The sequence below is a fragment of the Pseudomonas sp. SORGH_AS_0199 genome (genome assembly GCF_031453735.1).
Lineage (GTDB): Bacteria > Pseudomonadota > Gammaproteobacteria > Pseudomonadales > Pseudomonadaceae > Chryseomonas > Chryseomonas aestiva.
In genome coordinates, this window is the sequence record NZ_JAVJAE010000001.1 from 773,353 (window position 1) to 799,718 (window position 26,366).

Sequence of the window (26,366 nt, forward strand, 5' to 3'; positions counted from 1 at the left end):
CCGTGACTGAGCTGAACATCGGTTACTACGCCCACCATCATGGCGCCGGCCACGTGACCCGCGCCCTGGCCATCGCCGCTGCTTTCGACGGCCCTTTGACCCTGTTCGGCAGTCGCCTGCCCGAGCAGGTGGCGCTGCCCAACGTCCGGCTCTGTCCGCTGCCGCCCGACGTGGCCCCTGGCGTCGAAGGCGAAGCCTTCGCCTGCCTGCACTATGCGCCACTCGGCGTGGCAGGGTTGCGCGAGCGCATGGGCCTGCTGGTGGACTGGTTCCGCCGCGCCTGGCCCTGCCTGCTGGTGGTCGACGTCTCGGTGGAGGTGGCCCTGCTGGCCCGGCTGTGCGGCGTGCCGACAATCTACCTGCGCCAGCGCGGCAGTCGCTTCGATGCCGCCCACGAACTGGCCTACGCCAGTGCCAGTCGCCTGCTGGCGCCCTATCCGCAATGCCTGGAAGAGCCTGCCACCCCGGCTTCCTGGCGGGCCAAGACCTGCTATGCCGGCAGCCTGTCGCGCTATGCCGGGCCGCAACCCGACCGCCTCCGCGAGCCCGGCACGGTCACCGTCATCGCCGGCCATGGCGGCACCGCTTTCGGTCGCGCGCGGCTGGTCGCGGCGGCCCGGGCCTGTCCCGACTGGCGCTGGACGGTACTGGGTCCGGTGCTGGACGACGCGACCGAGGCGCCGGCCAATCTGAGCTTCCTGGGCAGCGTCGCCGATCCCGCACCCTGGCTGACCCGCGCCGAGCTGGTGGTCGGCTCGGCGGGTGACAGCCTGGTGGCGGAACTGGCCGACCTGCGCTGTCGTTTCCTCTGTCTGCCGGATGCCCGGCCCTTCGACGAGCAACTGTCCACCGGGCGCCTGCTGGCCGCGCAGGGCCTGGCGATCACCTGCGAAAGCTGGCCCGCCGACGACGCCTGGCCGGAACTGCTGGCCAGGACCCGCGGGCTCGATCCCGAGGGCTGGATGGCAGTAAGCGACGGCGCGGGTGCCCAGCGCGCCGCTGCCTGTATTCGGCAGGTCGCCCAAGAGGTGCTGGCATGATCGTCCTGACCCTGGTCAAAGGTCGCGAGCGGCAACTGGCCAATCTCATCCGTGGGCTGGAATTTGCGCCGACGCCTCCGGCGGCCCTGGTGGTGGTGCAGATGAACGAGCCGCCGCGTGCGCTGCACAGCCCAGGCTTTCCAATTCAGGTGCTTGGCGTGGCAGGCGACGGCATCCTGCCCCTGGCCGCCGCGCGCAATGCCGCCGTAGCCGCCGCACCAGGCGAGGACTTGGTGTTTCTCGACGTGGACTGCATCCCCGCGCCCGGATTGCTCGATGCCTATCGCCAGGCGCTGACCACGCGCCCCGAGGCCCTGCACCAGGGCTTCGTCCACTACCTGCCGGCTGGAATCGCGGAAGGCGACTGGACGCCGGAGGAGCTGCTCGCCAGCGGTGTCGTCCATCCCCTGCACCGGGAGCGTCCACCGGGCGAGGCGATTCCCCATCCGCTGTTCTGGTCGCTCAACTTCGCCTGTACCCGCGCCACCTTCGGTCGCATCGGCGGCTTCGACGAGGGTTATCGCGGCTATGGCGGCGAGGACACCGACTTCGCCTTTCGCGCCCGCGAGGCGGGGGTGCCCGTCTATCAGGTCGAGGCGCGCGCTTTCCATCAGTACCATCCGACCTATCACCCACCGCTCAATCATTTCGCCAGCATCCTGGAGAACGCCCGGCGCTTCCAGGCGCGCTGGGGGCTGTGGCCCATGGATGGCTGGCTACGCGAATTCGCCGCCGCCGGCTTCATCCGTTTCGATGAAAGCCGCGGGATAGAGGAACTCAGGATGCCCACGGCCGCCGAGATCGCCGCCTGCCGGGATGCCTCGGGTTCCGGCTTCTGACGTCAGGGCGCAACCAACCCGGCTGCTGCCACTCTGAAGGTAGGGCGGACCTGCAAAGCCGCCGGGTGCGGGCCGGGCAGGTCCGCCCCAGGAATCCTTCGTGAGGAACGTTCGTCAGGAGCCGTCATGTCCTTGTTTGCCTTCAGCCTGCGCGGCGTTTCGCCGTTCACCCTCATCAAGCGTGCCGTCCAGGAATTCGTGGCCGACGACATGCCCACCTATGCAGCGGCACTGGCCTACCAGATGCTGTTTTCGCTGTTTCCCTTCCTGCTGTTCCTGATCGCCCTGATCGGTTTCCTGCACCTGCCGGACTTCTTCACCTTCCTGCGCGAACAGGCCGCCTACCTGCTGCCGCCCACCGCCCTGGATACGGTCAATCCCATCATCGACCAGTTGCAGACGCAGAAGGGCGGCCTGCTGTCCTTCAGTATCATTGTCGCGCTCTGGTCCGCGTCCGGTGGCTTCCGCTCGCTGATGACCGCCATGAACAGCGCCTATGACGTGGTGGAAAGCCGTCCGGCCTGGAAGCGCATTCCGCTGTCGGTGCTGCACACCATCGGCCTCGCCGGAATCCTGCTCAGCGCTGCGGCGTTGATGGTGCTCGGGCCCCAGGTGATGAACTGGCTAGCTGCCTACGTGGGGCTGGAGGACTACATGGTGACCCTCTGGGCGCTGATCCGCTGGCCACTGGCGGTGGCCCTGCTGATGATCGCCGTGGCGGCGCTCTACTACGTCACCCCGGACGTGAAGCAGAGCTTCCGCTTCATCACCCCCGGCTCGGTGCTGGCGGTGGTGGTCTGGATCCTGGCATCCCTGGGCTTTGGCTACTATGTGCAGAACTTCGCCAACTACAACGCCACCTACGGCAGCATCGGCGCCATCATCGTGCTGTTGCTGTACTTCTATCTGTCTTCAGCGGTGCTGCTGTTCGGCGCGGAGATCAATGCGGTGATCGAACACCACAGCGACGACGGCAAGGAAAAGGGCGAGAAGACGCCAGGCGATGGGGGCGTGGAAGCCGACGAAGAGATTCAGGCGGGGCAGGACGAGGGCGCCCAGCATGAAGGCGTCCTGGGTGAAGCCCGGGTGGTGCAACGACCGAACGGTCGCACCTGAGGTACGGTGGATATCGGCGCCAGCCTTGTCCACCGTTCACCAGCGACCCTGCTTGTGGAAAACGCCAAGCGATTTTCCACGCTACGGGTCTGGGTTTTCGGACTATCGCGGCCATGGCCGCGATCGAAGCAGGACGAAAACGCCTTACTTCGCCTTGCCCTGATTGGCCACCGCGGCCATTTTGGCAGCGACCTCGTCCGGGTCGGCCAGGTAGTAGTGCCTGGTGGGCTTGAGATTCTCGTCGAACTCGTACACCAGCGGCACGCCGTTGGGGATGTTGAGGCTGACGATGTCGCTGTCGGAGATATTGTCCAGGTACTTGATCAGGGCACGCATGGAGTTGCCATGGGCGACCACCAGCACGCGCTGGCCACTGCGGATGGCCGGGGCCAGGACTTCGTTCCAGTAGGGCAGCACGCGCTCGACGCAATCCTTGAGGCATTCGGTGCGCGGCACCTGATCCAGCGACAGACCGGCATAGCGCGGATCGGCGGCCAGGGCCTGCTGCTCCTCGACGCTCTGCTCGGGCGGCGGCACGTCGTAGCTGCGGCGCCAGACCAGTACCTGCTCTTCGCCGTACTTGGCCGCGGTCTCTGACTTGTTGAGGCCGGTCAGGCCACCATAGTGACGCTCATTGAGGCGCCAGTCGCTCACCACCGGCAGCCACATCTGGTCCATGCCTTCCTGCACGTGCCAGAGGGTCCGCACGGCGCGCTTGAGCACCGAGACATGGGCCACGTCAAAGAGGAAGCCGGCGTCCTTGAGCGCCTGGCCGCCTTCGTGGGCCTCGCGGATCCCCTGTTCGGTCAGATCCACATCCGCCCAGCCACTGAAGCGGTTTTCCAGGTTCCACGCCGACTGGCCATGGCGGATGAATACGACTTGCGACATGCGACCTCCATCTTGGGATTCATTGTTTGGCTCACGCCTACGCGAAGCTGTGCCAAACATACCGCAGATGGAGGCTGCCGGCATGGGCATCACGGAAACCGTGATGCGTCCGGCACTCGTGTGGCGCTTCAGGCCACCAGGGCGCGACGGGTACGTTCGATGACGCGTTCCAGCCCGGCCGCAGCGTTGTACTGCTCGGGATAGAGACGCTCGCTGCGACAGGCGACACCGCGCTCGTCGACCACGGTAAAGCTGAAACCGCCCTTGCGCGAAGCCGGGGTGGTGATGCATTGGAACGGTGCAAAGGCCGCTTGAAGGTGTTGCATGGCCGCGATGGCCTGATTTTGAATGTTCATCTGTCTATCCTTGGGACCCACGCTCAGTCGGCGCGGTGAAATAACTCCAGCAACCTCGTACCCATAACGGCCGACGGCTGAATCTCTGGCTGGAGGAAGGCAGCGTGTGGACAAGATGCCCAGGCATGCAGGTAAGTACTTGGGAAGGCAGGCAACCGGCCGGGCACGAGATTCAGAGGCCAGGGCGGCAGATCCTGAGCAATCGAGGGATCGGTTTGATCTGGGTGACGCTTGTTTCACGCTGCTACAACGAGCGGAAAGGCGTCCAGCGATTGGGGTCAGCTTGGTACTAACCCGATCAAGCTAGCAGGATCGATGCCAGCCGTGCAAGCCCGTCGGTCGGCGACGGGCTTGATGGTCACTAGCGCTCGACGAGCTGCATCCAGGCGGCGGGATAGCGCGTACCGGCCACCTGTTCCGGGGTAAACAGCCGAGCCAATTCGGCGCCCTCGGCTGCGCTCAACTGCACGTCGAGCGCGGCAAGATTCTCCTGCAGATAACGCCGCTGGCGCGTGCCGGGGATAGGGATGATGTCCTCGCCCTGGGCCAGCACCCAGGCCAGGGCCAGCTGGCCGGGCGTGACGCCCTTGGCGCCGGCCAGGGCGCGTACCTGTTCCACCAACGCCAGATTGCGCTGGAAATTCTCGCCCTGGAAGCGCGGACTCAGGCGGCGATAGTCATCCGCGGCGAAATCCTCCGGTGATTTCAGGGCGCCGGTGAGAAAACCGCGGCCGAGCGGGCTGTAGGCCACCAGGGCGACTCCCAGTTCGCGGCAGGTGGCGAGCACGCCGTGTTCCTGGGGATCGCGTGACCAGAGCGAAAACTCGCTCTGCAGGGCCGCGATGGGATGGACATGCTGGGCGCGGATCAGGGTCGCGCTGGAGGCCTCGCTCAGCCCCAGGTAGCGCACCTTGCCGGCCTGCACCAGCTCGGCCATGGCGCCCACCGTGTCTTCGATCGGCACCTCGGGATCGACCCGGTGCTGGTAGTAGAGATCGAGATGCTCGATGCCCAGCCGGCGCAGACTGCCCTCCACCGCCTGACGCACGTAGTCGGGCCGGCCATTCACCCCACGGGTATCAGGATCTTCGCTGCGCACCAGACCGAACTTGCTGGCCAGGAATACCTGCTCGCGGCGTCCGCGCAGGGCTCGGCCCAGCAATTCCTCGTTGTGATGAGGGCCATAGGCATCGGCGGTATCCAGCAGGGTCACGCCGCGTTCCAGGGCCAGGTCCAGGGTGGCCAGGGCCTCGCTCTCGTCGGTGGCGCCATAGAACTCGCTCATGCCCATGCAGCCCAGCCCCATTGCGGATACCTGCGGGCCATCGCGGCCCAGTTGTCGTTGCAGCATGACGTACGCTCCGTTCGTGAAAGACCGGCTCAGTCTCGCTATTGAAAGGGCGTCAACAAAGCTGCTATCGAGACAGGCAGTATTCGATGGGATTGAAGAATCTTGGACCGATTGGCAGCCATGCGCGGCTTCGTGCGGATCGTCGAGCGCCGCTCCTTCAGCCGGGCGGCCGCCGATCTTGGCCTGTCACCCGCAATGGCGACCCTGCTGGTGCAGCAGCTGGAAGCCCATCTGGGCGTGACGCTGCTGCATCGCACCACCCGGCGGGTCAGTCCGACCCTGGACGGCGCCGCCTACTACGAGCGCTGCGTCGGCTGGCTGGCCGAGCTGGATGACATCGAAGGCGCCTTCAGCCAGCGGCGGCGTCAGCCACGCGGTCGGCTGCGCGTCGATCTGCCCGGGGCCCTGGGGCGGGCGCTAGTGATACCGGCGCTGCCGGACTTCTGTCGCCGCTATCCCGAACTGGAGCTGGTCGTCAGCGCCGACGATCGACCGGTGGACGTGATCGGCGAGGGCATCGACTGCGTGCTGCGCAGCGGACCCCTGCTCGACGAAGGCCTGGCCGCCCAGGCGCTGGGCGAGTTGGTGCAGGTGACCTGTGCCAGTCCGGACTACCTGGCGCACCAGGGCCTGCCGGACAGCCTCGCGGATCTCGCCCAGCACCAGCTGGTGCACTACCGCTCCCAGCGCAGCGGTCGTCGGCTGCCCTTCGAATTCCGGCACGAGGGTGAGCTGCACTGTCTGGATCAGCCCGGACGGTTGACCCTCAGCGGCGCCGACGTCTATGTCGGTGCCGCCCTGGCCGGGCTGGGCCTGATCCAGGCGCCGCGCTATCACGTGGCGGCGGATCTGGCGGCCGGCCGGCTGTGCGAAGTCCTGCCCGACCAGCCACCGCCGGACTTGCCGCTGGCGGCGGTCTACCCCCTGGCCAGCCAGACCTCGCCGCGGGTACGCGCCTGGGTCGAGTGGCTGCAGGAGGTGTTCGCCGCCGTGGATCCGGCCTGGCTGCGCCGCTGAAGCGAACGCTATTTACCCGCTTCGCGCGGCTCTGGCTGGGCATGACCGAAGGCCTGGCCGAGATCGTCCCCGGAGGTGGTGCGCGTATCGTCGGTACGCCACTTGGCGACCTCGGCGGCGCTGACCGGGGCGGCGTCGTTGCCCCAGCTGGCGCGGATGAAGCTGACCACGTCGGCCACCTGGGCATCGTTCAGGCGCCAGCCGAAGGGCGGCATGACGATCATCGACGGCGTGGTGTGCAGGCCGGGCAGGGTGCCGCCCTTGAGCACGATGTTGATCAGCGAACTGGCATCGGCCGTACGCAGCACCGGATTGCCGGCCAGCGCCGGGAATACCCGGTCGTAACCCTGGCCATCGGTGCGGTGGCAGGCGGCGCAGTTGTCCACATAGACCTGGGCGCCCCGGGCACTGTCATCGCCGCGCCAGAGCGCCGCGGCGGCACGCCCGTCGGCCTGGAAGGGCGCATCGTGCGGATCCCTGGCTGGCAAGGTCTTGAGGTACCGGGCGATGGCCTGCAGGTCGGCGTCGCTCAGGTACTGCAGGCTGTGCTGCACCACCTCGGTCATGCCGCCGAACACGGCGCTGTCGGCGGAGCGCCCGGTCTTGAGGAATTGCACCAGCTGCGCTTCGCTCCAGCGACCCAGGCCGTCGCGCTGGTCGCCGCGCAGATTCTTGGCGATCCAGCCTTCCAGGGGTGCGCTGCCGGCCAGGAAATCCTTGCCATCGGCAGGGGAGAGGGCCTTTTCCTGCATGGTGAAGGCGCGTGGCGTGTGGCAGGCGCCACAGTGGCCGAGGCCTTCCACCAGATAGGCACCACGCGCCACCACCGGATCCTGGTCCGGCGCGGGCTGGAATTGCACCACCTCGGGCGCGAACAGCTGGCGCCAGATCGCCAGGGGCCAGCGCATGGACAGAGGCCAGGGGATATCGCTATCGCGATTGGCCTGCTCGACCGGCGTCACGCCGTGCATGAAGTAGGCATAGAGGGCGCGCATGTCGCCCTCGCTGACCCGGGCATAGGAGGGGTAGGGCATGGCCGGATAGAGGGTATGACCCTCCTTGGCTATACCCTCGCGAATGGCTGCATCGAAGTCGGCATAGCTGTAGGCGCCGATGCCGGTCTGCCGATCCGGGGTGATGTTGGTGGAATAGAGGGTGCCGATGGGCGTCTGCATGGGCAGACCACCGGCGAAGGGCTGGCCGCCCGGCGCCGTGTGGCAGGCCACGCAGTCGCCAGCCCGGGCCAGGTATTCGCCTTTCTTGACCAGCGCCGGGTCAGTCTCTTCGGCGGCCTGGGCCGTCATGGCCAGACCGGCGCCCAGCAGCAGGGTCGCGAGGGTACGGAGGATCATGGGCGCGCCTCTCATGCCTGCACCAGGGGGCCAGGGTTCTTCAGGTATTGCTCGCGGATGGCCCGCGCCGACCAGTAGGTCAGGGCCGCCACCAGGCCGGTGGGGTTGTAGCCCAAGCCCTGGGGAAAGGCCGAGGCGCCCGGCACGAAGACGTTGTGCACGTCCCAGCTCTGCAGGTAGCGATTGACCGCGCTGGTCTTGGGATCGGTACCCATGATGGCGCCGCCGTTGAGGTGGGTGGTCTGGTAGCTGGCGGTGTTGAAGTGCCCGCCGAACTCCTTGACCGAGACGCTGATGTGCTCGGGGCTCATGGCCTCGGCGATCTTCTTCATCTTGGCCGCCATGAAGCGGGTCATGCGGATGTCGTTGTCCTTCCAGTCGAAGGTCATGCGCAGCAGCGGCTGGCCATAGGCGTCACGGTAGGTGGGGTCCAGGTCCAGGTAGTTGTCGCGATAGGACTGGTGCGCACCGTGGGCGTCCATCGACAGCTGATGGTTGTAGTAGCCGGCCTGGGCCTTTTTCCAGGCACTGCCCCACTGGGGCGTGCCGGGCGGATTGGCTGCCCCGGCGATGGGCCGGGTGCCGGCCTGGTTGACCCACATAGGCGAGCCGCCGACGAAGCCGTGGGGGCCGTGGTCGAAGTTGTCGGCGTTGAAGTCGTCCACCGCCACGCCATTGCCGCCGGCGCCGATGAAGGGATTGGTGTGGTGCTGGTCCTGGCGGAAGAAGGCCTTGATGGTGGCCATGTTCTGGTAGGCGAAGTTGCGCCCGACCACGCCCTCGCCGGTCCTGGGATCATAGGGCTGGCCAATGCCCGACAGCAGCATGAGGCGCACGTTGTTGAACTGGAAGGCGGCGAGGATGACGATGTCGGCCGGCTGTTCCAGCTCCTGGCCCTGGGCGTCCAGGTAGGTCACCCCGGTGGCCTTCTTGCCGGTGCTGTCCAGGTTCACCCGCAGCACATGGGCCTGGCTGCGCAACTCGAAGCGCGGCTCCTGCTTGAGCGCCGGCAGGATGTTGAGATTCGGCGAGGCCTTGGAATACATGTAGCAGACGTAGCCGCTGCAGTAGCCGCAGAAGTTGCAGGGCCCCATCTGGCACCCATAGGGGTTGGTGTAAGGCCCCGAGGTGTTGGCCGAGGGCAGGTTGTAGGGGTGATAACCCACGTCCCGCGCGGCCTTCTCGAACAGTTGCGCCGAGACGGTGTTCTTTTGCGCCGGCAGCGGGAAGTCGCTGGAGCGATCCGCGGCATAGGGGTTGCCGCCCTTGCCGTCGCCTACGACCTGGCCCTTGACGCTCCAGGCGGTGCCCGAGGTGCCAAAGACCTTTTCGGCGAAGTCGAAGTAGGGCTCCAGCTCGCCGTAGCTGACGCCGAAGTCCTGGATGGTCATGCCGTCGGGGATGAATTTCTTGCCGTAGCGTTCTTCATAGTGACTGCGCAGGCGCAGTTCCACCGGATCGACGCGGAAGTGCACCCCCGACCAGTGCAGGCCGGCGCCGCCCACCCCATCGCCGGGCAGGAAGACACCGAGCTGGCGGTTGGGCAGGGCGACATCGTTGACGCTGTGGCGGATGGTGACGGTTTCCTTGGAGACATCGACGAACAGCTTCTTGCGGATGCTGTAGGTGAGTTCGTCGATCACCTGGGGGTAGGAGCCGTCGGGATAGGTGTCGCGGTAGCTGCCGCGCTCCAGGGCTACCACGTCCAGACCGGCCTCGGTCAGTTCCTTGGCCATGATGGCGCCGGTCCAGCCGAAGCCGACGATCACTACCTGCTTGCTGGGCAATACCTTGGCCATCAACCGCGCTCCCCGCGAATGGAGACCGGCGGCAGCGGATAGCGCTCGTCGCGCTCCACCCAGTCCATGAAGTCGGCGCGGGCGCCGGGGAAATTCACCAGCTTCCAGCCGACCAGCTGCTTGTTGCCGCCATGCAGCGGATCGCAATAGAAGCCTTCCTTGGTGTTCTGCAGCAGCTGGGCGAAGAACAGCTTGGCCGGCACGCCCTCGAGCGCGGCGTCACCGCTTTCCAGGGCCTTGAGGGCCACGTCCTGGTAGGCGGGTGCCAGCTCGGCGAAGACCTTGCCGTACTGCTGACGGGTCCAGCGATCCACCGCGGCGATGCCCAGGCGATAGAGGTCCTGGGGTACCAGGCGACTCTGGTAGCCCATCTCCGGTGCAGCATCTATGGCGAAGGGACCCTGCATGTACCAGAGGCCGCCGCGGGCATAGGCGGTCTGCATCTGCCGGTCGATGAATTCCGGCGCCCCGGCCTCCAGCGCGCCCGGGCCGAGTTCGTCCGCCGGAATCAGCCGGGCCACCGCGGCCTGCACGAAGGCCCATTCCTCGGCGTTGAAGAACACCGGTTGATAGTGGTCGGCGCGCGGACTGCTGCCCGGCTTGGCGTCTGTCGTGGATGCGGCCAGGGCCAGGCCCGAGGGGGCACCGCCCGCCAGAGCGACCACGGGAATCAGGCTCAGGGACTTGCGCAGGAAGTCGCGGCGGGCCGGGACGGAATCGTCTGCGGACATGGTCAGGGGTCTCATCAGGTGCCCGACATAAAAACTCAGGGCTTATGGTTAGCTAGCTAATATGTTGGAATATTACCAATATCCACTGGTCGCGGTTACATTTTGTCGCAGCTGTGCAGAGGCCACGCGGCCCGGCAAGTTCCCTCGCTCCCGTCGCGAAGGGAAAAGCGCCTGGGGCGCGGCCTCGGGTGAGCTTGGTGTGGCGAGAACCGGTCGCGACGCTCCAGGCATGGCGATCTCGCCGTCGTGGGTGGCATTTCCGACCGTGTGGACCAGGTTGCTGGCGCTCAGATCTTGCCTGAGTTACCTAAGGTTCCACCTTTGCAAGCACCATAAGGGTGCAAGTTGCACAAGGTGATACCTAACGAAGCAAGCCAAACGGTCTTGTGCACTTAAAAGAAATCACTTTGCACATCAGATGGTTAGCGCGATAGCTCGCTGGAGCGCCGCTTTTTCGCCGCTTTCCGCGAGGCATTGCACTCTTTGAGTTCGATTTGTGCCGATTTCAGCAGGGATGGCGCGCAAGTTGCACTTGGGAGGCTTTCCGTTGTCAGGTAACACCTTATGTCCAACGTAGAATGCAGCCTCTCTCCGGCGCTCAAACCGCGCCATGTGACCATGTTGTCCATCGCCGGGGTGATCGGTGCCGGCCTGTTCGTCGGCTCCGGTCATGCCATCGCCGCGGCCGGCCCGGCTGTACTGCTGGCCTATGCCCTGGCCGGTACCCTGGTGGTGCTGGTCATGCGCATGCTGGGTGAAATGGCCGTCGCCTCGCCCGATACCGGTTCCTTTTCGTCTTATGCGCAGCAGGGCATCGGTCGCTGGGCCGGCTTCACCATCGGCTGGCTGTACTGGTGGTTCTGGGTGCTCGTGATTCCGCTGGAGGCGGTGGCCGCCGCGGCCATCCTCAGTGCCTGGTTCCCGGCGATCGCCACCTGGCAGTTCGCCCTGATCATCACCGGCATCCTGACCGTGACCAACCTGTTCAGCGTCGCCAAGTACGGCGAGTTCGAATTCTGGTTCGCCCTGCTCAAGGTCATCGCCATCGTCGCCTTCATCGCCCTGGGCGCGGCGGCCCTGGTCGGGGCCCTGCCGGGTCGCGAGGTCAGTGGCCTGAGCAACCTGATGGCCCATACCGGCGGCTTCATGCCCAATGGCTTCGGCGCGGTGCTGGGTGCCCTGCTGACCACCATGTTTAGCTTCATGGGGACCGAGATCGTCACCATCGCCGCCGCCGAGTCCAAGGACCCGTCGCGGCAGATCAGCAGGGCCACCAACTCGGTGATCTGGCGGATCGCGCTGTTCTATCTGGTCTCCATCTTCCTGGTGGTGTCCATGGTGCCCTGGAACGATGCCCAGCTGCCGCTGGTGGGTTCCTATCAGCGTGCCCTGGAGATCCTGTCGATCCCCAACGCCAAGCTGATCGTCGACTGCGTGGTGCTGGTCGCCGTGGCCAGCTGCCTGAACTCGGCGCTCTATACCGCGTCGCGCATGCTCTATTCGCTGGCTCGCCGTGGCGATGCCCCGGCCAAGCTGGGTCGGGCCTCCAGCAGCGGTGTACCGCGAGCTGCGGTGCTGGCCAGTACCGCCGTGGGCTTCCTCACCACCATTGCCAACTACACCATGCCCGAGGCGGTGTTCAGCTTCCTGCTGTCCACCTCCGGTGCCGTCGCCCTGCTGGTTTACCTGGTGATCGCCGTGACCCAGCTGCGCCTGAGACGCAAGCTGATGGCCCGCGGCGAGCAGCTGGAATTTCGCATGTGGCTGTTCCCCTGGCTGACCTGGGCGGTGATCGTCTTCATCGTCGGCGCCCTGACCGTGATGCTGTTCAGCGAAGCCCATCGCTTCGAGATCCTGGCGACCGGTCTGCTGGCACTGGTGGTCGTGGCCATCGGCACCTGGGTCGGCCGTCGCCAGCCTGCCACGCCGAGCCTGGCTGCTGCCGTACGTTGATCACAAGAGGCTTCCGACGTCGCCAGGCGTCGGGAGCGCTCCTTTCTGGAGCACTGAGGCCTTTCCAGGCTGGACAGCGGGTGCGGTAACAGGTAGAACAGCACTCCTGTTTTGTTGGCTAAAGGCCAACTGTACAGCTCAGATTTCCGCGATGTTCCCTCTGGTAACCAAATTTTGCACTGCAATGGTGCAGTACGTTACAGAATGACCCAAATTGCAGCAGTACAGTTGCAATTGTGTGCGAGGTGATCCGCGAACCTTTCCCTGTACTGTTACTGGCGGTAGCACTCGTCCGGCGAGACAATGGCGCCATTCGATGACCAGTACCCGTCACAAGCGGGAAGGAAAGCCACCATGGAACGCACCTTCAGTTCCTCGCTGTACAACGCCAAGCCCAGCACCCGTGTTCCCGCTGCCCTGCGCGTTATCTCCACCCTGTCCACCTGGCAGCGTCGCATCGCCAGCCGCAATGAACTGGCCCGCCTGGATACCCGTATGCTGGCTGACGCCGGTATCACCGAGGCCCAGCGCTACCAGGAAATGCACAAGCCGTTCTGGCGCTAAGCCCGGCCGCTGCACAGTTTCCACAAACCCCGCTCCGGCGGGGTTTGTTTTGTCCGCCGTCTGTACGGCAGACAACGAAAAGCCCCGGCATGCCGGGGCTTTTCGTTACCGCCGGGGTGGGCGGTTACTGCATGTTGTTCTGGTTGCGGGCGTCGACCTTGTTGGGCTTGTCACTCTTGAAGGGCACCTCGGCAGCGCCGTCGGCACCCCCTTTGACGGTAGTCTTGCCCGGCACCTCGGTGGTGGCGGCGCCATTGACGGCCGTGGCGCTCTTGGAAGCATCGGCCGCGAAGACACCCGTGGCCATCGACAGCATCACAGCAGCGGTAGAGGTGATCAGCAGCTTTTTCATGAGTTCGGCCTCGTCGAAATGAACCTGTGAATCTGATAGGGCCCGCACCGCAAGGGCGTCGGGCATCAGCTGCAGACGGACAGGTCCACAGCGCACATATCAGTTGACTGCCGCCCGGAATGCCGGGTTCCAGGGCATTTGTGAACATTTGTGGGCGAGTGGCCGCTCCGGTAGCGGGCGTTTGCACCTGACCGTCGGTGTAGCGCTTCCCAAGTGGCCTCAGGCACCTGACAATTCGTCAGACGAACCCCCTGCGACGCGCGTGGTCAGTTCGCAGATCGCGCCTCTTCCACCAACAAGGACAATCATGAGGGCTCTCCGCCTTGCTCGCCTCTGCCAGGTAACGGCTGCTCTGACCCTGGTAACGCTGTTACCGGGCTGCTCCCAGGAGCAACCTCCCACCGAGGAACGGGCACGGGTGGTGGTGGCGCAGCTGAGTCCGATACGGGACAGCCAGCGCATCCCCTTTACCGGAGATATCCAGGCGCGCGTCCAGGCGCCGCTCGGTTTTCGGGTGAGTGGCAAGATCAGCGAGCGGCTGGCGGACGTCGGTGATCGCGTGCGCGAGGGCCAGGTGCTGGCCCGGCTGGACCCCCAGGATCTGCGCAACAACCTGGCCGCCGCCCAGGCCCAGGTGGAGGCCCAGGAAGCCCGCACGCGCCTGGCCCGCGTCGATTTCGAGCGCCAGGCCGCGCTGCTGCCCAAGGGCTACACCAGTCGCAGCCAGTACGACCAGGCCCAGGCCACCCTCGACGGTGCGCGCAGCGCCCTGCAGACCGCCATGGCCCAGCGCGACGATGCGCGCAAGCAGCTCGGCTATACCGAGCTGCGCGCCAGTGCCGCCGGAGTACTGACCGCCCGCCATGCCGAAGCCGGGCAGGTCGTCCAGGCCGGGGCGGCGATCTTCGATCTGGCAGTGAGTGGCGAGCTCGACGCCGTCTTCGATCTCTACGAATCCCTGGCCCGCGAACTCAAGGTCGGTCAGACCCTGCCCGTCGTCCTGCAGGCGCAACCGGCGATCACGACCCAGGGCACCCTGCGCGAGATCGCGCCGACGGTGGCCAGCAGCGGCACGGTGCGCATCAAGGTGCAACTCGATCGACCGCCAGCGGCCATGACCCTGGGCGCGGTGGTCAACGCCCAGCTGGAGGGCGTGGCCGAGCAGGGCTTCGCCCTGCCCTGGACGGCGCTGAATGGCACCACCGATCAACCCGCCGCCTGGCGCCTCAATGACGATGGCCGGGTCAGCCTGCAGCCGCTGCGCATCGAGCGCTATACCCGTGACAGCATCATCGTCAGCGACGGGCTCAAGGCCGGTGACCGCATCGTGGTCGCCGGTGGCCAGGCGCTCAGTCCCGGGCAGAAGGTCGAGCTTGCCGAGCGCTCCGCCTTCAACGAGGTGCGGCCATGAAGCCGCTGCTGCCGCTCTGCCTGCTGCTGGTCCTGGCCGGCTGTTCCGACGACGAGGCCCCGCCGCCGCCGATCCGGCCGGTGGCGACCCTGACCCTCAGTGCCCCGCCGCCCGGGCGCGAGGTCTTCGCCGGCAGCATCCAGGCGCGCTACGAGAGCGTGCTGGGCTTTCGCGTCGGCGGCCGCATGACCCGCCGGCTGCTGGACGTGGGTCAGCCGGTGCGGCGTGGCCAGTTGCTGGCGGCGCTGGATCCCACCGATCAGGACAACGCCCTGCGCAGTCGCCAGGGCCAGACCGCCGATGCCGAAGCCCAGTGGCGTGATGCGCGCAACGATGCGCGGCGCCAGCAGCAGCTGTTCGACCAGGGGGTCGGCTCGCGCTCTCCCAGCTGGACCAGGCGCTGACCCGGCTGCACACCCTGGAAGCCTCCCGCGAGCAGGCCCAGAGTGCCGAGCGCCAGGCCCGCGACCAGCGCAACTATGCCGAACTCCAGAGTGATTTCGACGGGGTGATCACCGCCTGGCAGGCCGAGGTCGGCCAGGTGGTCTCCGCCGGTCAGCCGGTGGTGCGGGTCGCCCGGCCGGACGTCCGCGAGGCGGTCCTGGATCTGCCGGCCCAGGCCATCGGCCAGCTGACCCCGGGACGTGTCCTGACCGTGCGCATGGCCCTGGATCCCGAGGTGGCGGTGCAGGGCCGGGTGCGCGAGATCGAGCCCCAGGCCGATGCCACCACCCGCACCCGGCGGGTACGCCTGACCCTGGACGAGCCGCCGGCCGCGCTGCGCATCGGCAGCCTGGTGCAGGGCGAGCTGGAGTCGCCACCCGCCGCGGGCCTGCCGCTGCCGACCCAGGCGCTGCGGCGTCAGGATGGCCGGGCCTCGGTGTGGGTGGTGGAAGGCCAGGGCGAGCAGGCGCAGGTACGCCAGCGTCCGGTCGAGGTGCTGCGCGAGGCCGCTGGTCTGGCGTGGATCGGCAAGGGCCTGAAGGTGGGTGAGCGGGTGGTGACGGCAGGGGTGAACAGTCTCGAGGAGGGACAGCGGGTGAAGGATCAGGAGGGCGCTCGGCCATGAAAGGCTTCAACCTGTCGGACTGGGCGCTGCGCCACCAATCCTTCGTCTGGTACCTGATGTTCGTCGCCCTGCTGATGGGCGTCTTCTCCTACATGAAGCTGGGGCGCGAGGAAGATCCGTCCTTTGCCATCAAGACCATGGTCATCCAGACCCGCTGGCCGGGGGCGACCACCGAGGAGACCCTGCGCCAGGTCACCGAGCGGGTGGAAAAGAAGCTCGAAGAGCTGGATTCCCTCGACTACACCAAGAGCTTTACCCGGCCGGGGCAGTCCACGGTGTTCGTCTATCTGCGCGACACCACGCCGGCCAAGGCGATTCCCGACATCTGGTACCAGGTGCGCAAGAAGGTCTCGGACATCCAGGGCGAATTCCCCCAGGGCATCCAGGGACCGGCCTTCAACGACGAATTCGGCGACGTCTTCGGCAGCATCTATGCCTTCACCGGCGACGGCTTCAGCATGCGCCAGCTGCGCGACCAGGTGGAGCAGGTGCGCCGCGAGATTCGCAGCGTGCCCGGCATCGGCAAGGTGCAGCTGATCGGCGCGGAGAACGAGGTCATCTATCTGGACTTCTCCACCCGCAAGCTGGCGGCCCTGGGCATCGACCAGCGCCAGGTGATGCAGAGTCTGCAACAGCAGAATGCGGTGACCCCCTCGGGCACCATCGAATCCGGCGCCGAGCGCATCAGCGTGCGCACCAGTGGCGAATTCCGCTCCACCGCCGATCTGGCCGCCGTCAATCTGCGCATCGACGACCGCTTCTATCGGCTCACCGACCTGGCCGACATCCGCAGCGGCTACGCCGATCCGCCCAGTTCGCTGTTTCGCTACAACGGCCAGCCGGCCATCGGCCTGGCCATCGCCATGAGCAGCGGCGGCAATATCCAGACCTTTGGCAAGGTGCTTACCGAGAAGATGCAGGAGCTGACGGCCGACCTGCCGGTGGGCATCGGCGTGCACGTGGTCTCCAACCAGGCGCAGGTGGTGGAAAAGGCCGTCGGCGGCTTTACCCGGGCGCTGTTCGAGGCGGTCATCATCGTACTGGTGGTGAGCTTCATCAGTCTCGGCGTGCGCGCCGGCCTGGTGGTGGCGCTGTCGATCCCCCTGACCCTGGCGCTGGTGTTCGTCTTCATGGAGTACAGCGGTATCACCATGCAGCGGATTTCCCTGGGCGCCCTGATCATTGCCCTCGGTCTGCTGGTGGACGACGCCATGATCACCGTGGAGATGATGGTGACCAAGCGCGAGGAGGGCGAGTCGCTGCACCGCTCGGCGACCTTCGCCTACGAGTCGACCGCCTTTCCCATGCTCACCGGCACCCTGGTGACGGTAGCCGGCTTCGTGCCCATCGGGCTCAATTCCAGCAGCGCCGGCCAGTACACCTTCACTCTGTTCGCGGTGATCGCGGTGGCGCTGCTCCTGTCCTGGATCGTCGCGGTGTTCTTTTCGCCGGTGATCGGCGTGCACATCCTGCCGAAGAAGGTGAAGCAGAAGGACCACGACCAGCCCGGCCGCCTGGCACGCTGGTCCGACGGCCTGCTGCTGGGCGCCATGCGCCACCGCTGGCTGACCATCCTCCTCACGGTGCTGCTGTTCGCCGCGGCGCTGTTCTCGATGAAGTTCGTGCAGAACCAGTTCTTCCCGTCTTCGGATCGACCCGAGCTGCTGATCGACTTCAACCTGCCGCAGAACGCCTCCCTCGACGCCACCCGCGCGCAGATGGACAGATTCGAGAAGACCCTGGCCGATGATCCGGACGTGGCCCACTGGAGTTCCTATGTCGGCCAGGGCGCGGTGCGCTTCTATCTGCCGCTGGACCAGCAGCTGGAGAATCCCTTCTACGGCCAGGTGATCCTGGTGGCCAAGGACCTGGAGGCGCGCAATCGCCTGCTGCCCAAGCTCAAGCAGCGGCTGCGCCAGGACTTCGTCGGCCTGTCCGGTTACGTCCAGCCCCTGGAGATGGGTCCGCCGGTGGGCCGGCCGATCCAGTACCGCATCAGTGGCCCCGACGTCGCCGAGGTACGCCGCCAGGCCCTGGCGCTGGCCAGCGTGCTGGGCAAGAGTCCGCAACTGGGGGACTTCCTCTACGACTGGAACGAGCCGGCGCGGATGCTCAAGGTCGAGGTCAACCAGGACAAGGCGCGGCAGCTGGGCTTCTCGTCCCAGGACGTGGCGCAGATCCTCAATGGCGTGGTGACCGGTACCCCGGTGACCCAGGTACGCGACGACATCTACCTGGTCAACGTGGTGGCGCGGGCCAGCGAGGCCGAGCGGCGCTCGGTGGAAACCCTGGAGAATCTGCAGATCATGACGCCTCAGGGCGTCGCGGTGCCGCTCAAGGCCTTCGCCCGTATCGACTACGCCCTGGAGCAGCCGCTGGTATGGCGCCGCGATCGGCTGCCCACCATCACCCTCAAGGCCTCGATCCTCAGCGAGATCCAGGCGCCGGATCTGGTCAAGCAGCTGCAGCCGGACGTGGATGCCTTCATCGCCAAGCTGCCGCCGCGTTATCAGGTGGCGGTAGGCGGCACGGTGGAGGAGAGCAGCAAGGCCCAGGGCCCGATCGCCGAGGTGGTGCCACTGATGCTGTTCCTCATGGCCACCTTCCTGATGATCCAGCTGCACAGCATCCGCAAGCTGTTCCTGGTGGCGAGCGTGGCGCCCCTCGGGCTGATCGGCGTGGTGCTGGGCTTGATCCCCTTCGGCCAGCCGCTGGGTTTCGTCGCCATCCTCGGGGTACTGGCGCTGATCGGCATCATCATCCGCAACTCGGTGATCCTGGTGACCCAGATCGACGCCTTCGAGCGTGACGGTCGCTCGCCCTGGGACGCCGTGGTGGAAGCCACCCGACACCGCCGCCGGCCGATCCTGCTGACCGCCGCGGCGGCCAGCCTGGGCATGATTCCCATCGCCCGCGAGGTGTTCTGGGGGCCGATGGCCTACGCCATGATCGGCGGCATCGTCGCGGCGACCCTGTTGACGCTGCTGTTCCTGCCGGCGCTGTACATCGCCAGCTATCGCATTCGCGAGCCGGGGCGTGAGGAACGATGAGCGAAACGGTAGGGCAAAAAAAACGGCCCTCTGGCGGAGGTCTCCAGAGGAGACATCTGCCAGAAGGCCGCAAGGAGCTATCCAAGGAGCCACTGCCGGAGGGAAGGATTCGCGCGGTCAGAATGTCGAATCCACAGCGGCTCACCGCACCACTATCGTGCGTGCGACTTTTTCAATAAAGTGACGGCTTGACGAAACTCCATTGCGAAAAAGGCAATAATGGATATCTTCCAAGGCATGCGCATCTTCGTCCGGGTGGTGGATCTGGGCAGTCTCACGGCTGCCGCCCACACCCTCGCCCTGTCTACCGCCCAGGTGTCGCGCCTACTGGCGGAACTGGAAAGCCACCTGCAGACCCGCCTGCTGCACCGCACCACCCGGCGCCTGGCGCTGACCGAGGCGGGCGAGCGCTACCTCGAACGCTGCCGACGCATCCTGCAGGATGTCGGCGAGGCCGAGGCCGAAGCCAGCGGCGCCCATCTCAAACCTCATGGCCATCTGCGCCTGCATTCCATGACCGGCCTCGGCACTCAACTGCTGGCGCCCCTGGTGTCACGCTTCTGCGCGCGCTATCCCCATGTCGAGATCGTCATGACGCTCTCGCAGAACCATCCGGCGCTGCTGGAGGATGGGCATGACATCGCCATCACCCTGGACACCGAACTGGCCGATTCGGATTTCGTCGCCCAGCGTCTCGGCGGTGTCTACAGCGTGGTCTGCGCGGCGCCCAGCTACCTGGCGCAGCGTCCGGCACCCAAGGTGCCCGCCGATCTCGCCGAGCACGACTGCCTGCGCCTGATGGATCCGAACTTCTCCGAACGCTGGGTCTTCGCCGGCGAAGACGGCGAGCAGCAGGTCGCGCCGCGCTATGTCTTCCAGGTCAACGTCGCCGAGGCCCTGGCCAGCGTGGCCCGCCAGGGCATGGGCATCTGCCTGCTGCCCAGCTACATCGCGGTCAACTACCTGCGCGATGGCAGTCTGGTACGGCTGCTGCCCAACTTCCGCCTGCGCGAGCGCAATATCCATGCGCTCTATCCCTCGCGGCGCTTTCTCGACGCCAAGATCAAGACCTGGATCGACTTCCTCAAGGAAGAATTGCCCGAGCGCCTGCAGCTGGAGAACCGGGTGCTGGAAGATCAGCGCTACTGGGCCAAGGACTAGGGCCAAGCTTGTTGCAGGTTTTGTAACAGTGATTTAGTTAGCATGCTATTTATTAGGCTGCGTTCTTTGCCTAGAATGGTCCTGTACCCCGATGAACACGACCTTTTAGGAGTTCGCCATGAAACGTTCTCTGTCCGCCCTGGTGCTGACCCTTGCCACCCTGACCGCCGCCCAGTTCGCCGCTGCCGACGACAATCCCAGCCTGAGATACAAGCTGGTCGATCAGAATCATGCCGCCATGCAGCATTATAGTTATCAAGCCGCTCCCGCCGCCGACGCGCGTCGCTGAGCCGCTCCGTTTTCGAAAGACCACCCCTCTTTGCTCCTTTGGTCTTTCTCCGCCGCACCCTTCGGGTGCGGCTTTTTTATATCTGCGGCACACTGAGCCTCTGACCTTGTCGAGGTGCTCATGACCGCCATTTCCGCTCAACGACTTGCCGACCTGCGGGCCTTCCTGGCCGAACAGGGCGCCGATGCCTGCCTGATTCCCAGCGCCGATCCCCATCTGTCCGAATACCTGCCGGAACACTGGCAGGGCCGTGCCTGGCTGTCCGGTTTCACCGGCTCCGCCGGGCTGCTGCTGGTGACGCGCCAGGCCGCTGGCGTCTGGACCGACAGCCGCTACTGGGAGCAGGCCACCCAGGAGTTGGCGGACAGCGGCATCGACCTGATGAAGCAGGTCGCCAGCCAGCCCCAGGCCCACCTGCAGTGGCTGGCCGAGCAGGTGCCCGCGGGTGGCACGGTACTGGTGGACGGCCAGGTGCTGTCGCTCGGCGCCGCGGCGGCCCTGCGCCGGGCACTGGAACCCAAGGGTATCCAGCTACGAACCGACCTCGATCCGCTGGCGACGATCTGGACCGGGCGCCCCGCGCTGCCGGCCGCGCCTATCTACGCCCATGCGGCGCCCCATGCGCCCCAGCCGCGCAGCGCCAAGCTCGCCCAGGTGCGCCAGGCAATGGTCGAGGCAGACACCGCCTGGCATTTCATCTCTTCGCTGGACGACATCGCCTGGCTGCTCAACCTGCGCGGTGCGGATGTGCCCTACAACCCGGTGTTCCTCGCCCATCTGCTGCTGAGTCAGGACAGCTGCCAGCTGTTCATCGATCCGGCCAAGGTCCCGGCCGAGCTCCGCGCGGCCCTGGAGGCGGACGGCGTGACCCTGGCCGACTACCACCAGGCCGCCACCGAGCTGGCCAGCCTGCCGGCTGGTAGTCGCCTGCTGGTGGACCCGGCGCGGGTTACCCTGGGGCTGGCCGAGGCCGCGCCCCAGGGCGTCGAGCGGCGCGAGCAGATCAATCCCTCGACCCTGCTCAAGGCCTGCAAGACCGCCGCGGAAGTGGCCCAGGTGCGGACCGCCATGGAAGAGGATGGCGCGGCGCTGTGCGTCTTCTTTGCCCGCTTCGAGGCGGCCCTGGCCCGCGGCGAGCGCCTCACCGAGCTGACCGTGGACGACTGGCTGAGCGAAGCCCGCGCCGCCCGGCCGAATTTCGTCTCCCTGAGCTTCGCCACCATCGCCGGCTTCAATGCCGGCGGCGCCCTGCCGCATTACCGCGCCACCGAGGAGGCCCATGCCGAGCTCCAGGGCGACGGCCTGCTGCTGATCGACAGCGGCGGCCAGTACCTGGGCGGCACCACCGACATCACCCGGGTGGTGCCCATCGGCACCCCCAGCGCCGCCCAGCGCCGCGACTTCACCCTGGTGCTCAAGGGCATGCTGGCGCTGTCGCGGGCGCGCTTCCCGGCCGGCGTCGCCGCGCCCATGCTCGATGCCCTGGCGCGCGAGCCGATCTGGGCCGCCGGCATCGACTACGGCCATGGCACCGGGCATGGCGTGGGCTATTTCCTCAATGTGCACGAGGGGCCGCAGTCGATTTCCTTCTATGCCACGGTCACCCCGCACCATGTCCTGCGCGAGGGCATGATCACCTCCAACGAACCGGGCATCTATCGGCCCGGGCAGTGGGGCGTGCGGCTGGAAAACCTGCTGCTGTGCACCCGCGCGGAAACCACCGAATTCGGCGATTTCCTGGCCTTCGAGACCCTGACCCTCTGTCCGCTGGACACCCGCTGCCTGGATCTGGCGCTGCTGCGCAGCGACGAGCTGGACTGGCTGGATGGCTATCACGCCGAGGTCCGCCGTCGCGTGCTGCCGCTGGTCGAAGGCGCCGCGCGCGACTGGCTGCTGACCCGTACCGAACCCGTCGCGAGGACTGCCCGATGAGCAGCAACGCCCAGCAATTCGCCAGTGACAACTATTCCGGCATCTGCCCGGAAGCCTGGGCCGCCATGGCCGCGGCCAACGTCGGCCACGAGACCGCCTACGGCAACGACACCTGGACGGCGCGCGCCGCCGATCGCTTTCGCCAGCTGTTCGAGACCGACTGCGAGGTGTTCTTCGCCTTCAACGGCACCGCGGCCAACTCCCTGGCCCTGGCGGCGCTGTGCCAGAGCTACCACAGCGTGATCTGCTCCGACACCGCCCACGTCGAGACCGACGAATGCGGCGCGCCGGAGTTCTTTTCCAACGGCTCCAAGCTGCTGCTGGCGCCGGCCCATCAGGGCAAGCTAACGCCGGGCGCCATCCAGCAGATCGCCACCAAGCGCGCCGACATCCACTTTCCCAAGCCGCGCGCGGTGACCGTCACCCAGGCCACCGAGGTGGGCACCCTCTATGGCCTCAACGAACTGCAGGCCATCAGCGCCACCTGCCGCGACCTCGGCCTGCACCTGCACATGGACGGCTCGCGCTTTTCCAACGCCGTGGCCGGCCTGGGCTGCACGCCGGCCGAGGTGACCTGGAAGGCCGGCGTCGACGTGCTCTGCTTTGGCGGCACCAAGAGCGGCATGGCGGTGGGGGAGGCCATCCTCTTCTTCAATCGCGACCTGGCCGAGGACTTCGAGTACCGCTGCAAGCAGGCCGGCCAGTTGGCGTCCAAGATGAGATTCCTCTCCGCGCCCTGGCTCGGCGTGCTGGAGAACGACACCTGGTTGCGCCACGCCCGCCATGCCAACGCCATGGCCCAGCTGCTCGCCGAGCGCGTGCGCGGGGTGCCCGGCGTGGACTTCATGTTCCCGGTGGAAGCCAACTCGGTATTCCTGCAGCTCTCGGAAATGGCGCTGGAGTTCCTGCGCGACCGCGGCTGGCGCTTCTACACCTTCATCGGCAGCGGCGGGGCGCGTTTCATGTGCTCCTGGGACACCGAGGAAGCTCGGGTGCTGGAGCTGGCGGCGGACATTCGTACGGCGATGGGCGGGTAGGGCGTATCGCGGCCGCTTCTACAGCAGCCAGATAGCCTGTAGGAGCGGCCGCATCGGCGGACCGCCATGGCCGCGATCAGCTCTGGCACGGGGATTGTCGCAGCCGTGGCGGTGCGCCGATGGGACGGGCCCCGACGATCGATCGCGCTCTGGCCAGGGCGGATGGCGCTGAACGCCTGCTCGGCTGACGCCCTCTCCCCCTGGGAGAGGGCTGGGGTGAGGGTGTCCCTCGCCACCCTGTTCCAGTGGAAAAGGCTACGCCGTTTTCCACGCTACTTGCCGTAGGTTGGGTTGAGACGGCGCTATCGTCGAAGCCCGACATGGGCGGCTCCCCGAAGTCATGTTGGGCTTCGCTGCGCTCAACCCAACCTACGGCGGCTCGCGGTGGAAAGCGCTGCGCGGTTTTCCACGCTACGGTGTTCTCCAGGGACGCCGCCCGCCCCAACCGTTACCATGGCCGATCTCTTTCCCGTCTCCAGCGATCCATGGCCAAGAAGTCCAGCAAAGTCCTTACTGCCGCGGTCAATCCCGCCGCCCCCACGCTGATCGACGTGGCCCGGGTCGCCGGGGTGTCGCCGATCACCGTCTCGCGTGCGCTGAATCGACCGGAGATCGTCAGCGAGGCGGCGCGCGAGAAGGTGCTGGCGGCGGTGCAGGCTACCGGCTACGTGCCCAATCTGCTGGCCGGCGGTCTGGCCTCCAATCGCAGTCGCCTGGTGGCGCTGTTCGTGCCGACCATTGTCCACTCCATCTTCGCCGAGACCGTCCAGGCGCTGATGGCGCGGTTGTCCCAGGCCGGTTACCAGACCCTGCTGGGCCTGACCGGCTACAGCGCCGAACAGGAAGAGCAGCTGCTGGCCGCGGTGCTGGGGCGCAAGCCCGATGGCATCGTCTTGACCGGTACCCTGCATACCGCCGCCAGTCGCCAGCGCCTGGCCCAGGCCGGCATCCCGGTGGTGGAGTCCTGGGACCTGGGCGAAGACCCGCTGGACATGCAGGTGGGCTTTTCCCATGAAGCCGTTGGTCGGGCCCAGGCCGAGCATCTGCACGTCCGCGGCTATCGGCGTTTCGCCGTGGTCTCGGTGGATGACCCCCGCGCCCTGCGCCGCTGTCGCAGCCTGGTGGCACGGCTGGCCGAGCTGGGCGTGGCGGAGCCGCCGCTGGAGATCCTGCCAGCCCCCGCGCTGGTGGAGTCCGGGCGGGCTGGCCTGCGCCAGTTGCTGGCCCGTGACGAGGCCTTCGACGTGGTGGTCTGCAGTTCGGATACCGTCGCCCAGGGCGTCATGGCGGAAGCCGCCAGTCGCGGGCTGCGCCTGCCCGAGGACCTGGCGGTGCTGGGCTTCGGCAATCTTTCCAGCGCCGCCCAGATGCACCCGGCGCTGTCGTCGGTGAGTGTCGAGGGCGATCGCATGGGCACCCTGGCGGCCGAGGCACTGCTGCAGCGTTTCAACGAGGGCGACCAGGGCCGGGAGGCAGTGCGCATCGACACCGGTTTCCATATCATCGACCGCGCCACGACCTGACCGCCGGTCCTGATCTTGTTAGACGTCGTACTTGTATGGTTGCGCAATCATGGCTTAGTCTTGGGCAAACGCAAGGTCTGAGACCGATTGTCGCATCAAGATATGATTGCGCAATCATCCTAGGGTCTGCGCCTTCAATAAAAACAATCACGCAAGAGGGATCCCCATGGATGCCACAAGACCGACCCGGGTGCGCTACCTGATCCTGTTGATGCTGTTCGTCGTGACCACCATCAACTACGCCGATCGCGCCACCATCGCCATCGCCGGCTCCAGCCTGCAGAAAGACCTCGGCATCAGCGCCGTGACCCTCGGCTATATCTTCTCCGCCTTCGGCTGGGCCTATGTGGCCGGGCAGATTCCCGGCGGCTGGCTGCTGGATCGCTTCGGTTCGAAGAAGGTCTATGCCGGCAGCATCTTCTTCTGGTCGTTCTTCACCCTGTTGCAGGGGCTGGTCGGCGGCCTGCCGGTGGCTTGGGCGGTCACCACCCTGTTCATGCTGAGATTCCTGGTCGGGCTGGCCGAGGCGCCGTCCTTCCCGGGCAACGCGCGCATCGTCGCCGCCTGGTTCCCCACCGCCGAGCGCGGTACCGCCTCGGCGATCTTCAACTCGGCGCAGTATTTCGCCACCGCGCTGTTCGCGCCGATCATGGGCGGCATCGTCTTTCACTTCGGCTGGGAGCACGTCTTCGTCATCATGGGCGTCCTGGGCATCCTCTTCTCCGGGGTCTGGCTGAAGTACATCCACAATCCCAAGGAGCATCCGCGCATCAACGCCGCGGAGCTGGCGCACATCCGCGACAACGGCGGCCTGGTGGACATGGATAACAGCGCCCGCCAGCGCGATGGCGGGCCCAAGTGGCACTACATCACCCAGTTGCTGACCAACCGCATGATGCTGGGCGTCTACCTCGGCCAGTACTGCATCAACGCCATCACCTATTTCTTCCTGACCTGGTTCCCGGTGTACCTGGTGCAGGAGCGCGGCATGACCATCCTCAAGGCCGGTTTCATCGCCTCGCTGCCGGCGATCTGCGGCTTCATCGGCGGGGTGCTCGGCGGGGTGATCTCCGACTACCTGCTACGCCGCGGCCACTCCCTGACCTTCGCCCGCAAGCTGCCCATCGTCTGCGGCCTGCTGCTCTCCACCAGCATGATCTTCTGCAACTATGTCGACGCCGACTGGATGGTGGTGGGCTTCATGACCCTGGCCTTCTTCGGCAAGGGCATCGGCGCCTTGGGCTGGGCGGTGGTGGCGGATACCTCGCCCAAGCAGATCGCCGGGCTCTCCGGTGGCCTGTTCAATACCTTCGGCAACCTGGCTTCCATCACCACCCCCATCGTCATCGGCTACCTCATCGCCGCCACCGGCTCCTTCAAGTGGGCGCTGGTCTATGTCGGGGCCAATGCCCTGGTGGCCGTGTTCAGCTACCTGTTCATCGTCGGTCGCATCCAGCGCGTCGAGCTGCGGACCACCGACGGCGAGATCCTGGGCGCGACCCAGCCTGACCCGGCCCGGGCCTGAGCCCCGGC

General features: G+C 66.4%; 21 protein-coding genes and 1 pseudogene. 15 read left to right on the forward strand and 7 right to left on the reverse strand.

The genetic code is table 11. From position 1 onward, the window contains the following. Positions 1 to 2: 2 nt before the first annotated feature. The 3 genes from QE444_RS03685 to QE444_RS03695 all read left to right on the forward strand — a co-directional run bounded on the left by QE444_RS03685 (position 3) and on the right by QE444_RS03695 (position 2,995). The gene (locus tag QE444_RS03685; protein WP_273862590.1) at positions 3 to 1,040 is read left to right on the forward strand and encodes a hypothetical protein; all 1,038 of its coding nucleotides are present in this window, start codon (positions 3 to 5) and stop codon (positions 1,038 to 1,040) included. Beyond that, the gene (locus QE444_RS03690; protein ID WP_309737371.1) at positions 1,037 to 1,879 is read left to right on the forward strand and encodes a galactosyltransferase-related protein; all 843 of its coding nucleotides are present in this window, start codon (positions 1,037 to 1,039) and stop codon (positions 1,877 to 1,879) included. The genes QE444_RS03685 and QE444_RS03690 overlap by 4 nt, the downstream gene beginning before the upstream one ends. A gap of 126 nt (positions 1,880 to 2,005) precedes the next feature. Continuing rightward, complete coding sequence (locus QE444_RS03695; protein ID WP_273862588.1) at positions 2,006 to 2,995, forward strand: YihY/virulence factor BrkB family protein; 990 nt, start codon at positions 2,006 to 2,008, stop codon at positions 2,993 to 2,995. Positions 2,996 to 3,139: 144 nt separating this feature from the next. Here QE444_RS03695 and gpmA read toward each other — a convergent pair whose 3' ends face one another. The 3 genes from gpmA to QE444_RS03710 form a co-directional block, all read right to left on the reverse strand. Beyond that, positions 3,140 to 3,886, reverse strand: a complete 747-nt coding sequence (gpmA, locus tag QE444_RS03700) for a 2,3-diphosphoglycerate-dependent phosphoglycerate mutase (RefSeq protein WP_309737372.1) — start codon at positions 3,884 to 3,886, stop codon at positions 3,140 to 3,142. Positions 3,887 to 4,014: 128 nt separating this feature from the next. Continuing rightward, positions 4,015 to 4,242: a hypothetical protein gene (locus tag QE444_RS03705; protein ID WP_059316634.1), complete on the reverse strand. Its 228-nt coding sequence runs from the start codon at positions 4,240 to 4,242 to the stop codon at positions 4,015 to 4,017. Between the two features lie 361 nt (positions 4,243 to 4,603). After that, the gene (locus tag QE444_RS03710) at positions 4,604 to 5,593 is read right to left on the reverse strand and encodes an aldo/keto reductase (protein WP_309737373.1); all 990 of its coding nucleotides are present in this window, start codon (positions 5,591 to 5,593) and stop codon (positions 4,604 to 4,606) included. A 102-nt stretch (positions 5,594 to 5,695) separates the two neighbouring features. Here QE444_RS03710 and QE444_RS03715 point away from each other — a divergent pair, with 102 nt between their 5' ends. Further along, positions 5,696 to 6,610: a LysR family transcriptional regulator gene (locus QE444_RS03715; RefSeq protein ID WP_309737374.1), complete on the forward strand. Its 915-nt coding sequence runs from the start codon at positions 5,696 to 5,698 to the stop codon at positions 6,608 to 6,610. Positions 6,611 to 6,618: 8 nt separating this feature from the next. Here QE444_RS03715 and QE444_RS03720 read toward each other — a convergent pair whose 3' ends face one another. From QE444_RS03720 to QE444_RS03730, 3 genes are read right to left on the reverse strand one after another with little or no spacing between them, the layout of a single operon-like run. Continuing rightward, positions 6,619 to 7,962 carry a cytochrome c gene (locus QE444_RS03720; RefSeq protein ID WP_309737375.1) on the reverse strand — a complete coding sequence of 448 codons (1,344 nt, stop codon included), beginning with the start codon at positions 7,960 to 7,962 and terminating at the stop codon, positions 6,619 to 6,621. Between the two features lie 11 nt (positions 7,963 to 7,973). Continuing rightward, a complete protein-coding gene (locus QE444_RS03725) occupies positions 7,974 to 9,761 on the reverse strand; it encodes a GMC family oxidoreductase (protein WP_309737376.1) in 1,788 nt (595 codons plus the stop codon). Further along, positions 9,761 to 10,492, reverse strand: coding sequence for a gluconate 2-dehydrogenase subunit 3 family protein (locus QE444_RS03730; protein ID WP_187980865.1), 732 nt, complete (start codon positions 10,490 to 10,492; stop codon positions 9,761 to 9,763). The genes QE444_RS03725 and QE444_RS03730 overlap by 1 nt, the downstream gene beginning before the upstream one ends. Positions 10,493 to 11,056: 564 nt before the next feature. Between QE444_RS03730 and gabP the strand changes: the two genes are divergently transcribed. Next, on the forward strand, positions 11,057 to 12,445 hold the full coding sequence (gene gabP / locus QE444_RS03735; RefSeq protein ID WP_187980866.1) for a GABA permease: 1,389 nt from the start codon (positions 11,057 to 11,059) through the stop codon (positions 12,443 to 12,445). Positions 12,446 to 12,799: 354 nt separating this feature from the next. Next, entirely contained in the window at positions 12,800 to 13,009 is a 210-nt protein-coding gene (locus QE444_RS03740) for a DUF1127 domain-containing protein (RefSeq protein ID WP_133860393.1), read from the forward strand. Between the two features lie 124 nt (positions 13,010 to 13,133). Here QE444_RS03740 and QE444_RS03745 read toward each other — a convergent pair whose 3' ends face one another. Next, the gene (locus QE444_RS03745) at positions 13,134 to 13,361 is read right to left on the reverse strand and encodes a hypothetical protein (RefSeq protein ID WP_133860394.1); all 228 of its coding nucleotides are present in this window, start codon (positions 13,359 to 13,361) and stop codon (positions 13,134 to 13,136) included. 307 nt (positions 13,362 to 13,668) lie between these two features. Between QE444_RS03745 and QE444_RS03750 the strand changes: the two genes are divergently transcribed. From QE444_RS03750 to QE444_RS03790, 9 genes and pseudogenes are all read left to right on the forward strand, one after another. After that, positions 13,669 to 14,772, forward strand: coding sequence for an efflux RND transporter periplasmic adaptor subunit (locus QE444_RS03750; RefSeq protein ID WP_133860395.1), 1,104 nt, complete (start codon positions 13,669 to 13,671; stop codon positions 14,770 to 14,772). Continuing rightward, positions 14,769 to 15,841 (forward strand): annotated as a pseudogene (locus tag QE444_RS03755) (efflux RND transporter periplasmic adaptor subunit). Before QE444_RS03750 ends, QE444_RS03755 begins: the two are co-directional and overlap by 4 nt. Continuing rightward, positions 15,838 to 18,891 (forward strand): efflux RND transporter permease subunit, encoded by a 3,054-nt coding sequence (locus QE444_RS03760; RefSeq protein ID WP_309737377.1) that lies wholly within the window; start codon positions 15,838 to 15,840, stop codon positions 18,889 to 18,891. Before QE444_RS03755 ends, QE444_RS03760 begins: the two are co-directional and overlap by 4 nt. A 219-nt stretch (positions 18,892 to 19,110) precedes the next feature. Beyond that, positions 19,111 to 20,052 (forward strand): LysR family transcriptional regulator, encoded by a 942-nt coding sequence (locus QE444_RS03765; RefSeq protein WP_218568699.1) that lies wholly within the window; start codon positions 19,111 to 19,113, stop codon positions 20,050 to 20,052. A 118-nt stretch (positions 20,053 to 20,170) separates the two neighbouring features. After that, the gene (locus QE444_RS03770) at positions 20,171 to 20,341 is read left to right on the forward strand and encodes a hypothetical protein (RefSeq protein WP_309737378.1); all 171 of its coding nucleotides are present in this window, start codon (positions 20,171 to 20,173) and stop codon (positions 20,339 to 20,341) included. A 120-nt stretch (positions 20,342 to 20,461) separates the two neighbouring features. Then, positions 20,462 to 22,273 (forward strand): aminopeptidase P family protein, encoded by a 1,812-nt coding sequence (locus QE444_RS03775; RefSeq protein WP_309737379.1) that lies wholly within the window; start codon positions 20,462 to 20,464, stop codon positions 22,271 to 22,273. Beyond that, on the forward strand, positions 22,270 to 23,310 hold the full coding sequence (locus QE444_RS03780; RefSeq protein ID WP_309737380.1) for a low specificity L-threonine aldolase: 1,041 nt from the start codon (positions 22,270 to 22,272) through the stop codon (positions 23,308 to 23,310). The genes QE444_RS03775 and QE444_RS03780 overlap by 4 nt, the downstream gene beginning before the upstream one ends. Positions 23,311 to 23,795: 485 nt before the next feature. Continuing rightward, positions 23,796 to 24,833 (forward strand): LacI family DNA-binding transcriptional regulator, encoded by a 1,038-nt coding sequence (locus QE444_RS03785; protein WP_309737381.1) that lies wholly within the window; start codon positions 23,796 to 23,798, stop codon positions 24,831 to 24,833. Between the two features lie 166 nt (positions 24,834 to 24,999). After that, positions 25,000 to 26,358: an MFS transporter gene (locus tag QE444_RS03790; protein WP_133860401.1), complete on the forward strand. Its 1,359-nt coding sequence runs from the start codon at positions 25,000 to 25,002 to the stop codon at positions 26,356 to 26,358. Positions 26,359 to 26,366: the final 8 nt, after the last annotated feature.